This is a genomic window from Mycetocola sp. CAN_C7 (genome assembly GCF_015752285.1).
Classification (GTDB): Bacteria; Actinomycetota; Actinomycetes; order Actinomycetales; family Microbacteriaceae; genus Mycetocola_A.
This window is the reverse complement of the sequence record NZ_JADOUY010000002.1, coordinates 547,641-562,252: the sequence shown is the minus strand read 5'-3', so window position 1 is coordinate 562,252 and position 14,612 is coordinate 547,641. Positions and strand designations below refer to the sequence as shown.

12 protein-coding genes and 2 tRNA genes are annotated in these 14,612 nt (G+C 66.1%); 10 read left to right on the top strand and 4 right to left on the bottom strand.

The genetic code is table 11. The features are described 5' to 3' along the window. Entirely contained in the window at window positions 1-621 is a 621-nt protein-coding gene (locus IWX78_RS06355; protein WP_196832642.1) for an FMN-binding negative transcriptional regulator, read from the top strand. Further along, a complete protein-coding gene (locus IWX78_RS06350; protein ID WP_196832641.1) occupies window positions 618-2,117 on the top strand; it encodes an amidohydrolase in 1,500 nt (499 codons plus the stop codon). The genes IWX78_RS06355 and IWX78_RS06350 overlap by 4 nt, the downstream gene beginning before the upstream one ends. An 84-nt stretch (window positions 2,118-2,201) precedes the next feature. On the opposite strand, the gene IWX78_RS06345 is transcribed toward IWX78_RS06350, so the two are convergent. Beyond that, window positions 2,202-2,687 (bottom strand): Dps family protein, encoded by a 486-nt coding sequence (locus tag IWX78_RS06345; protein WP_196832640.1) that lies wholly within the window; start codon window positions 2,685-2,687, stop codon window positions 2,202-2,204. A gap of 221 nt (window positions 2,688-2,908) precedes the next feature. On the opposite strand from IWX78_RS06345, the gene IWX78_RS06340 reads away from it, so the two are divergent. Next, entirely contained in the window at window positions 2,909-4,333 is a 1,425-nt protein-coding gene (locus tag IWX78_RS06340) for a sensor histidine kinase (RefSeq protein WP_334684587.1), read from the top strand. 80 nt (window positions 4,334-4,413) lie between these two features. After that, window positions 4,414-5,082 carry a response regulator transcription factor gene (locus IWX78_RS06335; RefSeq protein WP_334684586.1) on the top strand — a complete coding sequence of 223 codons (669 nt, stop codon included), beginning with the start codon at window positions 4,414-4,416 and terminating at the stop codon, window positions 5,080-5,082. A 15-nt stretch (window positions 5,083-5,097) separates the two neighbouring features. On the opposite strand, the gene IWX78_RS06330 is transcribed toward IWX78_RS06335, so the two are convergent. Next, window positions 5,098-8,982, bottom strand: coding sequence for an SCO7613 C-terminal domain-containing membrane protein (locus IWX78_RS06330; protein ID WP_196832639.1), 3,885 nt, complete (start codon window positions 8,980-8,982; stop codon window positions 5,098-5,100). Window positions 8,983-9,087: 105 nt separating this feature from the next. Between IWX78_RS06330 and IWX78_RS06325 the strand changes: the two genes are divergently transcribed. After that, window positions 9,088-9,618: a gamma carbonic anhydrase family protein gene (locus IWX78_RS06325; RefSeq protein ID WP_196832638.1), complete on the top strand. Its 531-nt coding sequence runs from the start codon at window positions 9,088-9,090 to the stop codon at window positions 9,616-9,618. A 5-nt stretch (window positions 9,619-9,623) separates the two neighbouring features. Here IWX78_RS06325 and IWX78_RS06320 read toward each other — a convergent pair whose 3' ends face one another. Both IWX78_RS06320 and IWX78_RS06315 read right to left on the bottom strand, forming a co-directional pair. Then, entirely contained in the window at window positions 9,624-9,809 is a 186-nt protein-coding gene (locus IWX78_RS06320; RefSeq protein WP_196832637.1) for a hypothetical protein, read from the bottom strand. A 2-nt stretch (window positions 9,810-9,811) separates the two neighbouring features. Further along, window positions 9,812-9,885 (bottom strand) — tRNA-Gly (locus tag IWX78_RS06315). Between the two features lie 219 nt (window positions 9,886-10,104). Here IWX78_RS06315 and IWX78_RS06310 point away from each other — a divergent pair. The 5 genes from IWX78_RS06310 (at window position 10,105) to clpX (ending at window position 14,528) form a co-directional block, all read left to right on the top strand. Further along, window positions 10,105-10,178, top strand: a tRNA-Pro gene (locus IWX78_RS06310). 56 nt (window positions 10,179-10,234) lie between these two features. Then, window positions 10,235-11,581 carry a trigger factor gene (tig, locus tag IWX78_RS06305; protein WP_196832636.1) on the top strand — a complete coding sequence of 449 codons (1,347 nt, stop codon included), beginning with the start codon at window positions 10,235-10,237 and terminating at the stop codon, window positions 11,579-11,581. Between the two features lie 114 nt (window positions 11,582-11,695). After that, window positions 11,696-12,322 carry an ATP-dependent Clp protease proteolytic subunit gene (locus IWX78_RS06300; RefSeq protein WP_334684604.1) on the top strand — a complete coding sequence of 209 codons (627 nt, stop codon included), beginning with the start codon at window positions 11,696-11,698 and terminating at the stop codon, window positions 12,320-12,322. Window positions 12,323-12,350: 28 nt separating this feature from the next. Continuing rightward, window positions 12,351-13,055, top strand: coding sequence for an ATP-dependent Clp protease proteolytic subunit (locus IWX78_RS06295; RefSeq protein WP_334684585.1), 705 nt, complete (start codon window positions 12,351-12,353; stop codon window positions 13,053-13,055). 195 nt (window positions 13,056-13,250) lie between these two features. After that, window positions 13,251-14,528 carry an ATP-dependent Clp protease ATP-binding subunit ClpX gene (gene clpX, locus IWX78_RS06290; protein WP_196832634.1) on the top strand — a complete coding sequence of 426 codons (1,278 nt, stop codon included), beginning with the start codon at window positions 13,251-13,253 and terminating at the stop codon, window positions 14,526-14,528. Window positions 14,529-14,612 lie beyond the last annotated feature (84 nt).

The window sequence follows — 14,612 nt, the reverse complement described above, 5'->3', positions numbered from 1 at the left end:
ATGAGACAGAATCCCAGTTTCGTGCTCGGGGACATCCCGGAGCTGCGGCGGCTGATCGCGGACAACCCATGGGTGACGCTCGTGAGCAACACGGAAAACGGCCTGGTCGCCTCGCACTACGCGGTGGTGCTCGACCCCGAACGTGACGACCTGACGATCCTCGGACACGTCGGGCGCCCGGACGAGGCGATCCTCGAACTCGGCTCCCATGATCTGCTCGTCATCGTGCAGGGCCCGCACGGGTACATCTCGCCCGGCTGGTACGACGCCAAGCCAGCCGTTCCGACCTGGAACTTCGTCGTCGCCCATTTGACCGGTGTTCCTGAGATCCTCGGTGACGAGGAAAACTTCCGGGTGCTCGGCCACCTTGTCGAACACTTCGAGGAACGGATGCCGACTCCGCGACTGATGGAGGGCACTCCGGCCAACGCCGAGTACGCGGCACGGATCAGCAGCGGGACCGTCGGCTTCCGGCTCACCCCGACCTCGGTCGTCGCGAAGCGCAAACTCAGTCAGAACCGACCAGCTGAGATCGTCGACCGGATCATCGACGAGCTCGAGAACGGGTCCGAGTACCCCAACCCTGCGCTCGCTGCCGAGATGCGTCGCGCCCGCCGATGACCGAGTTCCGGTTGCGTGCCGCTCGTCCTGGCCCTGGCATCCGTCGCACCCTCTGCGATGTGCGGCTCGCCGGTGCAGGGAGCGAATCCGTCGACGTCATTCTCGAAGACGGTGTCGTTGCGGGACTTCGACCGGCAGGAAGCGAGCGTGTCGCGGGGGAGAGGGTCAGCGCAGACGGCCGATGGCTGCTCCCCGGCCTCTGGGACTCGCATGTGCATTTCACGCAGTGGGCGTACACGTCGCGCCGTTTCGACCTGTCGCGCACGTCGACCGCTGCCGAGGTGCTTGCGGCGGTCGACGGCAACACGCCGCCAGGGGTCTACGGTCCTGCCGTCGGTTTCGGCTTCCGCGACGCCATGTGGCCGGATGCGGCCGATCTCGCCGCCTTTGACCGGGCGTCACACGGGCGGTCGGTCATCCTCATCGCCGCTGACCTCCACTGTGTCTGGCTGAACAGTGCCGCTCTCACCGAACACGGCCATGCCGGGCATCCGACCGGCCTCCTCAGGGAGGAAGACGCCTTCGCCGTGCACCGCTCGCTCGACACGGTCCAGGATGCAATCGTCGACGGCTGGGTGCACACGGCAGCGGATGCTGCGGCCGCCCGTGGGGTCGTCGGTATCGTCGATTTCGAGATGGCGTGGAACGTCGAAGCGTGGACGCGTCGGATCGCCGCAGGCACGATCGCCCTGCGCGTGCGATTCGGGATCTACCGCGCGAATCTCGATCGCGCCATCGCCGACGGGCTGCGCTCGGGCCAGATCCTCCCGCACACCCACGGTCTTCTCGAAGTGGGCGCGTTCAAGGTCATCACCGACGGCTCGCTCAACACCCGCACCGCATTCTGCGTCGACCCGTATCCGGGGTCGACGACATACGGACTGCTCAACGTGCCGCCGGACGAGCTCGGTCCGCTGATGGCGCGAGCCCGGTCTGCCGGGCTGGACTCGGCGATCCATGCGATCGGCGATCGCGCGAACAGTCATGCACTCGACGCATTCGAGGCCACCGGTGCGCGCGGGTCGATCGAACATGCCCAACTGCTCTCACCCGAGGACGTCGGCCGCTTCGCTGCGCTCGGCATCACCGCGAGTGTGCAGCCGGAGCATGCCATGGACGACCGCGACGTTGCTGAGCACCACTGGGCCGGCCGCACCGGCCGTGCGTTCACGCTGCGCAGCATCCTCGATGCCGGGGGCCGAATCGCCCTGGGGTCGGATGCGCCGGTCGCTCCTCTGGATCCGTGGCTGGCCATCGCGTCTGCGGTGGGGCGGGCGCGCGACGGGCGTGAGCCGTGGCATCCGGAGCAGTCGATCACCGTGCGCGAAGCGATCGCAGCATCTACCGGTTCAGGTGCAGCGGTGGTCGCCGCAGGACAGGTCGCCGATCTCGCACTCGTCGACCGCGACCCGTATGCCTCCAGCCCTGACGAGCTCAGACGGATGCCGGTGGCCGCCACGATTCTGAACGGGCGGGACACCTTCTCGCGACTGTGATTCCATCCGCGAATCGGACCTGCTAACAGCGACAGGGAGGGCCGCCGAATGGCGACCCTCCCTGTGCGCGACGTGTTGTGGCTTCTACCGGGCTACGTGAGCGACGAGGAACCAGCGGTCCTTCTCGAGGCCGCGCGCGATCTCGATGGCGACGTCCTGGCTGGTGAGATCGATCCCGTCGAGTTCGTCGACGGCGGTCTTGATCGAGACAAGGGCAGCGTCGATCTGGGCCACGTACTCGGCGATCGTGTTCTCTGACTGCTGGAATCCCGCGGTCAGCTCGCCGGTCGTGGTCTTCGCTGCGACGGTCGAGAGCCGGCCGTCGACGGGGAGGCCGAGAGCGACGATGCGCTCAGCGGCACTGTCTGCCCAGTCCTGGGCGTGGGCGACGATGGTGTCGAGCAACTCGTGGACTCCGACGAAGTTTGCTCCGCGGACGTGCCAGTGGGCCTGCTTGCCGTTGACGACGAGGGCTGTGAGGTCGATGACCACTGGGCTCAGGAACTGGGCGACTCCGGCTGCGACGTCGGGGCTGACGGAGGTGGATGAAACGGTCGTGATGTCTGTCATGGGGGTTCCCCTTCGTTTGCGCGTGAGTGTGGTGCGCTGGTGGGAACAACGCTACTCACGCTCAGACATTCCGCAAGCAAGACAAGGCTCGTCTTACCTCGTGTCTGCGGGGGTATTCCCCCCGGGAAAGCCGGTGGGATGCCTGATGCCGCGAGTGACGGATCCTCGCGAAGCTGGAAGGACACAGACGCCAGGCACTGCCCCGACCGAAGGAACCGATCATGAGCACAGACGCCATCGAACACCCCACTCGCACCGAGGCAGGATCTGCCACGCTGGGCTCCATGAACACGCATAAGCCCGCCCCGCAGGTACCGTCGCCCCCACCGGCGGCGCGGGGTTACGGCGGACTCTGGCGGAACGTTCCCCGTGAGCTCGGTTTTCTGCTCCTCACCCTGCCGATCGCCCTCACCGGATTCACCATCATGGTTTCCCTCTTTTCCGCCGGTCTCGGCATGATCGCCCTTGTCGTGGGCATTTTCGTTGTGGTCGCCTCGCTGTACGTCGCACGCGGGTTCGGGCTGCTCGAACTGCTGAGGCTCCGCGCAGCGGGTCATCCGAGCATCGCTGCCCCGGAGTGGCCGCGCGCTGGAGGCGACGCCGGGTTCTGGCGAACCGCCCTGGGCCCCGTGGCGAATGGCCACTACTGGACCTACCTGCTGCACGGACTGGTGATCAACCCGATCGTGAGCATCGTGTCGTGGACGGTGACCGTCACCTGGCTCGCGACAGGTGTCGGCGGGGTCAGCTACTGGTTCTGGGCCCGATTCATCCCCGAAGGAGACCCTGATCGGTTCTGGTTGAGTGGTGTCGTCTTCGAGTTCTTCTTCCCCGGGCGACTGCTCGGCGTGGACCGCTTCACCTCCGACGCCCTGTTCAACCTCGTCGCCGGCGTGATCTTCGTCGTCACCCTTCCGTTCATCACCCGGTGGCTCACACTCCTGCACCACGTCATCGCCCGTGGACTGCTGTCGCGGTGGCAGAGCGATGACCTCAGACGCGAGGTGGCGGCTCTCGACGCCTCGCGAGGTGCAGCGCTTCAGGCGGAAGACCAGTCCGTTCGTCGACTCGAGCGCGACATCCACGACGGTCCCCAACAGCGACTCGTTCGTCTCCAGATGGACCTCGCGGCAGCCGAACGCCGTCTCGACACCGAACCGGATGCCGCTCGCATCCTGATCGGCGAGGCTCGCCAGCAGGCGCAGGCCTCGCTTGAGGAACTCCGGGCGCTGTCTCGCGGATTCGCCCCACCGATCCTCGGTGACCGCGGGCTCGTGAGCGCAATCGAATCGCTGGCAACGGTGAGTTCGATCCCGGTGACCGTTCACAGCTCGCTCGCTCCCCGACTGCGGTTGCCGGCCGAGATCGAACGCAACGGCTACTTCGTCGCTGCCGAGTTGATCACCAACGCGTCCAAACACTCCGGAGCCAGCACCGTCACCGTCGACGTGTCGATGCACCCAGCAGAGTTCGGTCAGCTGCTCACGGTCACCGTGTCCGATGACGGTATCGGCGGAGCACACCTCACGAGCGGTCACGGCCTGCAGGGGCTGCGTGATCGACTTCACGGGTTGAGAGGCACACTGACAATCGACAGCCCGGCCGGTGCGGGAACGCGCGCCACGGCATCCGTCCCCTTTGCTTGAGTGCGCCGGAACCGCGCAGACGAGCAGCATCGGTACAGAACTGCAGCACCGGCGCGCACCCGACCTCCTAGGCTGGGCGGGTGAGCGAACAGGATGACACGGCAGCCACGATCCGGGTAGCGGTCGCAGACGACTCTGTTCTGCTCCGCGAGGGACTCGTGCGGTTGTTCGATGAAGCCGGATTCGTCACCGTCGGTTCGTACGGTGATGCAGACAGCCTTCTCGCCGGCCTTCTGGAGTCCCGCCCCGACGTCGTCGTGCTCGACGTGCGGATGCCGCCCGGCTACCGCGATGAGGGTGTGCGGGCGGCGGTGGAGATCCGCCGATCGCACCCAGGGATCGGAGTATTGCTGCTCAGCCAGTACGTCGAGTCGGCGTACGCCGATGAGCTCCTCGGCGCGGCGACCGGCGGCGTCGGCTATCTGCTCAAGGATCGTGTCGCGTCTCTTGCGGAACTGCAGGATGCGATCACCAGGGTAGCCTCCGGTGGAACGGTGCTCGACCCGCAGGTGGTGCAACAGCTGCTGGCGCAGAGACGCGACCCACTGGCGTCGCTCACTCCTCGCGAGGGAGACGTCCTGCAGCTCATGGCTGAGGGGATCACCAACCAGGGAATCGCGCAGAGACTCGTCGTCGGTGTCGGTGCTGTCGAGAAGAACGTCACGGCGATCTTCTCGAAACTCGGACTCGAGGCATCCGCATCCGACCATCGCCGGGTCCTCGCGGTACTGCGCTACCTGAGGCCGTGAGAACAGCTCAGCGCGTCAGCGGAGGGACGACACCCCGCGAGCCACGGCTTTGAGATCACGGATCCTGCTCTCGTAGGTTGCGGCGAGGACGATGAGGATCACGCCGCCGATCCCCGCCCAGAGCCACCATGGCACGCTCCCGTACAGCCCCGAGATCCACGGCCACAGCTGTGCGAGACCGTGGAGAACGACGACAACGGCGCCGACCAGGGTCGGCGCCTGCAGCCTCAGCGCCAACCCCAGACCCAGGACGGCGAGCGCCGCGACTCCGAGGGCGACGATGCGCCAGAGCTCATTCTCGACGGCGAAGTCGGCGACCAGTGACGGCAGCAGGAGCAACACCAGCCCGGGGCCGAGTTCGACCCAGGACCTGCGGTGGGCGTCACGCGCGAGCCGGATGCCACCGGCTGCGAGCAGCGCGATGGCGAGCGGCGCTGTCGCGAGCTCGAACGGGTCCGCCGAGCCGCTGGCGAGCAGCGCGCCTCCGAGAACAAGGGCACAGGCGAAGGCGACCCAGCGCACAGCCTGCGGGAATGCGTCGTACACGGATGCCACGAACACTGCGACGCAGACGGCCACGAGCACGAGTAGAGCGCGCCACGACTCGACCTCGGAGAAGAGAACCTGGCCGAACGTCGGCAAGGCGAGCACGACGACGGCCGCACCGACGACCACAGGGGCCAGCGGCACCGGTCGCCTCGCGCGGTGCTGCCAGAGCAGCCCGCCAGTCAGAAGAACAGCCGCTGCTCCGCCCGACCAGGCTTCGAACGGGATGCGCGCGTCAGAAGTGAGCACTGCCCGACCGAAACCGGCGACAAGCGCACCGGCTGATCCGGCCAGCCAGAGCGTGAGTCCGCCACTGATGCCCCACCGCACCGGTGGAGCGAGCGCGCCGGCGACGACCAGACCGGCAGCAGCGACGAGCACGACGACCGCACGGAACGGCTCGTTCCCGAGCGCCGTGACCGCGGACGGAAGCATGCCGACGGCGAGCGCTGCAGCAAGCAACACGGTTCGCCCGGTGGCGGGCCCCTCCGGCCGCGGGTGACGGACCAGCACAAGCACAAGGATCGCGAGGAGCAACCCGGCGACCGGGAGCGTGTAGAACTCCACGACCGTTCCGTCTGCGCGGAAGACGCCGAGCCAGAGTCCGGCAACAGCGAGCGGAAAGCCGACCCACGCGACGTGGCGTCTCGGAGAGCCGCCGGTGACGATGTCTCCATCGCCGCTCGATACGAGCATCGCCGCGACGGCGAGCAGAACGAGAGTGATCCAGCCGAGCTCGGGTCGGACGGCCACCGAGACGACGAGCGCACCGGCGGCGATGGCCAGCGAAACGTCCCAGGCGATCCTCGCAGGGTGGGATCCGGCCCCTGGCCGGCGAAAGAGGAACGGCGCACAGGCAGCCAGGACGACGGCGCCCGCTGCAACCGTGATTCCTGCCGCAGAGATCGGGTCGATCGAGACGGCCGGCGCGAAGCGTACCCACGCCACTCCGATGCCCCAGAGCACCGCTGCGGGCACGCAGGCAGCAGCGACGTAGCGTTCCGGCCAGGTCGAGACCCGATCACGGAGTTGCCAGGCGAGCGCGACAGCGCCGGTCAGCGCAAGAGCGATGACGAGTCGAATGGTCTCGCCCCCTGCCGCCAGCTCTGCCAGGCCGGTCCCTCCGGCGATGGCGGCGATCGTCGCGAGCACCGCTTCTTCCTGTCGACGGAACACACTCCGAACCCACACCGGAACGCTCACGAGAAGCAGCGCAGCGAGAGTCATCCAGAGAGCGGGCGTGCCCGTCGGGTACGTGGTGCCTGTGACGTTCTCGATCCAGGTGGGAACGAGCCGCGCACCGAGCGTGACTGCGATGACCGCCGAACCGACCGCGAAGGGGGTGAGGATTGCGGCGGTTCCGGACGCCATCGTGCGGAGAATCACCTCGCGAACAGCAACGAGCATGGCGACGGCGGCGAGAACGACGACGGGGAACGTGGCGGTGCTGCTGACACCGATCGTCCAGAACACGAGCAGCGAGACCGACAGTACGGTGCCGAGAGCGATCCGGATCGGCGGGGTCTTCACGAACGCAACAGCGGTGAGGAGCGCGGCAGACAGTAGCCCGACGAAGGCGGAGGAGCCCAGTGGCTGGCCGATCACCGCGCCGCAGGCGACGAGCGCGAAAGCGGCCAGCCCGATCGGTGCCCAGCCGATGCGTCTCACCGTCCCGAGGAGGGCGAGGCAGGCGAGGCTCAGAAGCGCCACGAGGAGTACGGCGACGGGCGCATCGGGATCGAGGGGAACGAGCGTGGCTTCCGGACTGCTGAACGCTGCGAGGCTGAGCGGTGTCGTCAGGGCTCCCCAGCTGGTGACCGCAACTGACGTGATCAGCGCCGGCGCCATCGTCAGAATGGCAAGAGTCAGCGGGATCACCGCAGCGACCCGGAGAGTAGAAGCGAGGCGTGCGAGCCGTGGAACGCGGACCAGCGCAGCGACAACGACGGCGGCGAGCGCTGTGGCGCTTGCCGGCAGCCAGAAGATCGCGTCGGCCAGCCCGCTCCGGAAGAACAGCGACAGCCCGGCACCCGAGACGGCGAGTCCGAGGCCGACCGCAGCGAGGGTTGCCCAGGCGTCCGGTCCTGGCTGCTGGGGAACCGCCGGGATCGCGCCGCCGGCATCCGTCCGGGGCGCGGGAACGATCGGTGCTGCGGGTGCCGGTGATGATGCCACCTGTGACGGTGCCGCGGAAGGCGACCGTGTGACGACGAGCACACAGAACCAGATCACGGCGAGACCGGCGAATGCCAGAGTCGCCCCGGCGCTGACGTCGGGGAAGGCACCGAACGCGGGGATGCCGGCGAACGTGAGCGCGAGCATCCCGCCGACGCGAATCAGCGTGCGTTCGGCCGAACGACGGATGCGCGTCGAGAGGAGGGACGCAGCACCGACGGCCGCGAGAGCCGTCCACGCGCGGGTCCAGGGATCGACGTCGATCAGGACACCCTGGGTGAGGGTGAAGACGGCGATCGGGGTGAGCACTGCGGCGGAGAGCGACAGGGTTCTCAGAGGCACGACCCGGAAGGCCAGCGCGAGAAGCCCGGCGAGTGCAGCGGTTGACACTCCCGTGTACAGCCAGCCGTCGACGCCGTCTGAACCGAACAGTCCGTTGGCGCGGATGATCCAGAGGTCGAGCAGGAACAACACGACCGCGAGCGCAGAGATCCCCTCTGCTGTGCCGGTCAGTCGCCGTTTGTAGAGCAGCACGGCGACCCCGAAGATGACGACGCTCGCCACCCCGGTGAGAACCGACCTGACCTCGAGGCTCGCGACCAGGTACGCGAGCAGCACAAAGAACAGCGCCATGATCGAGACGAGGATCACGCCCACCGTCAGCATGAGGATCTGGATGCCGCTCCGTCGCGGCCCGGAAGGCACAGCCGGCACCGGCGGCTGCGGGTATGCGGCCCCCGGGTAGCCCGGCTGAGGGTACGCCGGCTGAGGGTAGTGAGGGTGGGGAACGGGCGGAGGCGGCGCAAATGCCGGGGGAGCGGGCTCGACGGGCGAGAACGACGTCGGCGCAGCCGCAGGCCCGGGAACGGACGGTGCAGGGTTCGCGCGGAACGCAGCGGCTGCAGCCTCCTGTCGAACGCGTTCATCGGCGTCAACCCGCTCGCGCTGTTCCACCCGCATCAGGGCGACGAGATCCTGGCGCCTGTTCTCGGCGCTGACAACTTCGGTGCCGGCAGCGAGCAGTTCGGAGGCCGACGGTACAGACAGGTCGAGTCCGCAGGTGGCACATAGAGTTCCGCCGAGCGGACGGAAACAGGCGGGGCAGACCGCCGTGTTCATCAGGAGCGACGGTTCGGATGGCCACCAGCGGGGCTGACGCGGGTCCTGGGGATCGGGCATTGCCCTATTCTGTCTGAGCGGGGCACAGGGGGTGCTGCCCCGTTCGGGGCTGGGGATGCCGACAGCTGCCTGTGGACGGTCCGGTGCGCCGGGTAATGTGTCGCCATGACCAGTCCAGATCTGTCCTCCATCATCCGCCTCTCCGGAGTTCCCGGCCCGGTGGTGAACGACGCCTTCGTTGCCCCTGGTGCCCGTGTGATCGGCGATGTGACCCTGCACCCGTCGTCGAGCGTCTGGTACAACGCGGTCCTGCGCGGCGATTACGCGTCGATCGAACTCGGTGAGGGCAGCAACATCCAGGACGGCGTAGCCGTGCACGTGGACGCCGCATGGCCGGTGCGGATCGGTCGGAACGTCTCGGTCGGACACAACGCCGTCGTTCACGGCTGCACCATCGGTGACACGGTGCTCATCGGGATGGGATCGGTTGTGCTCTCCGGTTCCGTCATCGGCGACGAGAGCCTCGTCGCCGGGGGTGCGGTCGTGCTCGAGGGCACCATCGTGCCGCCACGCTCACTCGTCGCAGGGGTTCCGGCGAAAGTGCGACGTTCACTCACCGATGAGGAAGTCGACGGCATCCGTCGAAATGCGGAGAGATATGTGGTCAACGCCTCTCACCATGCGGAACCGGCGTGATCGGGCTACCTGTCGCGGTGCTTCCTGAGCCAGCGGCGGTGCGATGCCATCCCGGTGCCCAGGCAGAGGGCTGAGGCGGCGATGAGGAGGACACCGACACCGAATCGGCCGGTTCCGAGCGCGAACCCGCCGACGACGAACAGGAGCACTCCCGCTGTCGTCCACAGCGAGTAAGCGCGGAGGATTTTCATACTGGAGGGGCTGACGAGAATCGAACTCGCATCATCTGTTTGGAAGACAGAGGCTTTACCACTAAGCTACAGCCCCGAATCCGACGGTTTCCGCCGGGATTTCGGATTGAGTTGTGTGACGATCCCGTAGAACGAAGACCGGCACCCGAATATCGTAGTACACGTTCGAGGGTCGCTCGTGCCGCACCCCCCTGCGTCGGATATTTCGCCGCGCTCGTGCATTAGACTGTCTGAGGCCTTCCACCCGGCGCATTCTTTAGCTCTGGCGTGTGAGTCCACTGCCGGTAGGTGCTACCGGGGCGTAGCTCAGCTTGGTAGAGCGCCCGGTTTGGGACCGGGAGGTCGCAGGTTCGAATCCTGTCGCCCCGACAAGTCCGTCCTCCTCATTCGAGGAGAAAATCCACTACACAGGAGAACTCACCAACGTGAAATCCACGGTCGAAAAGCTCAGCCCCACCCGAGTCAAGCTCGCCATCTCGGTGACGCCAGAGGACCTGAAGCCGAGCATCACCCACGCATACGGCCACATCGCCGAGCAGGTCAACATCCCCGGTTTCCGTAAGGGCAAGGTTCCGCCGGCAATCATCGACCAGCGGATGGGCAAGGGCGCCGTCCTCGAACACGCGGTCAACGAAAGCCTCGACGGGTTCTATCGTGCTGCCGTCGAAGAGCACAGCATCCGTACCCTCGGACGCCCGGAGGCAGACATCGTCGAGTGGCCCAGCGACAAGGACTTCTCCGGAGACCTTCAGCTCGCCATCGAGGTCGACGTTCGTCCCGAGATCACTCTCCCGTCGTACGACGACATCACCATCGAGGTCGACGAGGCCGAGATCACCGACGCGGATGTCACGGAGGAGCTCGACAAGCTGCGCACCCGTTTCGGCACCCTGGTTACCGTCGATCGCCCGGCTACCACTGGTGACTTCGTTCAGATCGACCTGATCGCCACGATCAACGGCGACGAGGTCGACAACGCGTCGGGCATCTCATACGAGGTCGGCTCAGGCGACCTGATCGAGGGTATCGACGAGGCACTCGAATCGCTCACCGCCGGTGAGGTCACCACGTTCAGCGCTCCGCTGCTCGGTGGAGACCACGAGGGCGAGAACGCTGAGATCACCGTCACCGTCGGTGCCGTCAAGGAACGCGAAATGCCCGAGGCCGACGACGACTTCGCGCAGATCGCCAGCGAGTTCGACACCATCGCCGAGCTGACGGAAAGCCTCAAGGAGCAGGTCGCACGCCAGAAGGCCTTCGGCCAGGGCACCGCGGCTCGCACCAAGCTGCTCGACAAGCTCGTCGAGCTCGTCGAGATCCCTGTTCCGGAGAAGCTCGTCGAAGACGAGGTGCACCGTCACCTCGAGGGCGAAGGCCGTCTCGAAGACGCCGAGCACCGTGCAGAGGTCACCACCTCGAGCGAGGCCACGTTCAAGCAGCAGCTTCTCCTCGACACCATTGCTGAGGCCGAGAGCGTCCAGGTCAGCCAGGACGAGCTGACCCAGTACCTGATCCAGGGTGCAGCGCAGTACAACATGGAGCCTGGCGAGTTCATCAAGGTTCTCGACGAGAACGGTCAGATCCCGGCCATGGTCGGAGAGGTCGCCCGCAACAAGGCCCTCGCCGTCGTGCTCGCCAAGACCACCGTCGTCGACACGGCAGGCAAGGCCGTCGACCTCACCGGCTTCGTGCCCACCGAGGAAGACGAAGCCGCGACCGACGAGGCAGCGACCGACGAGGCCGCGACCGACGAAAACTCGGCCAAGAAGTAGTTTCACTTCTTCCAGACGGATGCCCCGGAGTCGACTCCGGGGCATCCGTCGTTAACCGGGAGCGGCGCGATATCTGCCCACGGCGAACAGGGCGGTTCCCGCGCGTTGGCTCCGATAGATTCGAAACACGCAACAACTGAAATGGAGCGCGACATGGCCGAACTGACACTGCCCAACAGTGTTTTTGACCGACTGCTGAAGGATCGCATCATCTGGCTCGGCGCGGAGGTCCGCGATGAGAATGCGAACGAGATCGCTGCGAAGCTGTTGCTGCTCGCGGCTGAGGATTCCAAGCGGGACATCTACCTGTACATCAACTCACCCGGTGGTTCGATCACGGCAGGCATGGCGATCTACGACACCATGCAGTTCGTTCCGAACGACATCGTGACCGTAGGCATCGGCATGGCCGCGTCGATGGGCCAGCTGCTCCTCACCGCCGGGACCAAGGGCAAGCGGTACATCACCCCGAACGCGCGGGTGCTTCTGCACCAGCCGCACGGCGGTTTCGGTGGAACCTCGAGCGACATCCAGACGCAGGCTCAGCTCATCCTCGACATGAAGCGCCGACTGGCCGAGATCACCGCTGCTCAGACGGGTAAGAGCGTCGAGCAGATCAACAAGGACGGCGACCGCGACCGCTGGTTCAGCGCGCAGGAAGCCCTCGAGTACGGCTTCGTCGACCACATCCGCGAGTCGGCCACTGACGTCGCCGGCGGCGGCGGAACCGAAGCCCTCTAGGCGTCGAGAGATCAAAAGGACAGAACACATGGAAACCCCCACTTTCCGCGCCGCGGGCAACTTCGCCCAGACGGCAGCAGCCATGCCCAACTCGCGCTACATCCTGCCGAGCTTCGAAGAGCGCACGGCATACGGGTACAAGCGCCAGGACCCGTACGCAAAGCTGTTCGAAGACCGCATCATCTTCCTGGGTGTCCAGGTCGACGACGCGTCTGCTGACGACGTCATGGCCCAGCTCCTCGTTCTCGAGAGCATGGACCCCGACCGCGACATCGTCATGTACATCAACTCACCGGGTGGCTCGTTCACCGCGATGACGGCGATCTACGACACGATGCAGTACATCCGTCCGCACATCCAGACGGTTGTTCTCGGTCAGGCAGCGTCCGCTGCCGCTGTGCTGACCGCTGCTGGCACGCCGGGCAAGCGTCTCGCCCTGCCGAACGCGCGTATCCTCATCCACCAGCCCGCCGTCGGCGAGGCCGGCCAGGGGCAGGCATCCGACATCGAGATCCAGGCCGCCGAGATCCTGCGTATGCGGGTCTGGCTCGAAGAGACCCTCGCTGCTCACTCCAACCGGAGTGCCGAGCAGGTCAACAAAGACATCGATCGCGACAAGATCCTGTCGGCGGAGCAGGCTCTCGAGTACGGCCTGATCGACCAGGTCCTCACGAGCCGCAAGCACGTGCCTACCCTGTCGACGACCGCGTCAGGTGCCATCGCCGCATCCTGACACTGATCGACGAGAACGGAGCCGGGGGAGACCCCGGCTCCGTTTTTCATCTGCGTTTGCATGATGGAAGTCGGATGCCTGCGGACTTTTCCGACACCCGGAGACGCTCTTGCGGCGTGATGTCGCCGGTTCGGGTTAGGCTCGAACTACGCAACCGGACAGCAAGAGGCCGGCCAGCAAAAGGAGTGTGGACTGATGGCTCGAATCGGTGAGAGTGCCGACCTGCTGAAGTGCTCCTTCTGCGGCAAAAGCCAGAAGCAGGTCCAGCAGCTCATTGCAGGCCCCGGGGTGTACATCTGTGACGAGTGCGTCGAGCTGTGCAACGAGATCATCGAGGAACGTCTCGCCGAGGCGGGCGAGGCCGCAGCCCCTGATTTCGAACTCCCGAAGCCGAAAGAGATCTTCAACTTCCTCGAGGAGTACGTCATCGGCCAGGAGCCCGCCAAGCGCGCCCTGTCGGTCGCCGTCTACAACCACTACAAGCGCACCCGTGCACGCACGTCCCTCGCCAGTGCCGATTCGATCTCTGACGACATCGAGATCGCCAAGAGCAACATCCTCCTGATCGGCCCGACCGGGTGCGGCAAGACCTACCTGGCCCAGACACTGGCCAAGCGGCTGAATGTGCCGTTCGCGGTTGCGGATGCCACGGCGCTCACCGAGGCCGGGTACGTCGGCGAGGACGTCGAGAACATCCTGCTGAAGCTCATCCAGGCCGCCGACTACGACGTCAAGCGCGCAGAGACCGGAATCATCTACATCGATGAGGTCGACAAGATCGCCCGCAAGGCCGAGAACCCGTCGATCACCCGCGATGTGTCCGGTGAGGGCGTGCAGCAGGCGCTGCTCAAGATTCTCGAGGGAACCGTCGCATCTGTTCCCCCACAGGGCGGGCGCAAGCATCCGCACCAGGAATTCATCCAGATCGACACGACGAACGTGCTCTTCATCGTTGCCGGAGCGTTTGCCGGTCTCGAGGAGATCATCTCGTCGCGCGCGGGCAAGAAGGGCATCGGCTTCGGCGCCCCGCTGCACTCCAAGGGCGACGACATGAACCTCTTCAGCGAGGTGCTGCCGGAAGACCTGCACAAGTTCGGGCTCATCCCTGAGTTCATCGGGCGCCTTCCCGTCGTCACGACGGTGACGCCGCTCGACCAGCACGCGCTGATGGAGATCCTCACAGTGCCGAAGAACGCGCTCGTGCGTCAGTACCAGCGCATGTTCGAGATCGATGGCGTCGAACTCGAGTTCGAGCAGAGTGCCCTCGAGGCAATCGCCGACCTGGCCGTTCTCCGCAAGACCGGTGCCCGTGGCCTCCGCGCGATCCTCGAAGAGGTGCTCGGCCCTGTCATGTTCGAGGTGCCGTCGACCGAAGAGGTCGCGCGGGTGGTCATCACGCGCGAGTCTGTACTGGAGAACGCCGCGCCGACGATTGTTCCTCACAAGCCGCGTCGCCAGGAGAAGTCGGCCTAGAGAAGTCGGCCTAGAGAAGTCCCTGCGCTCAGTCTGAGCGATGCGGTGAGGCTCGCCCTTCACAGTCCCATCGCTCGCGAGACG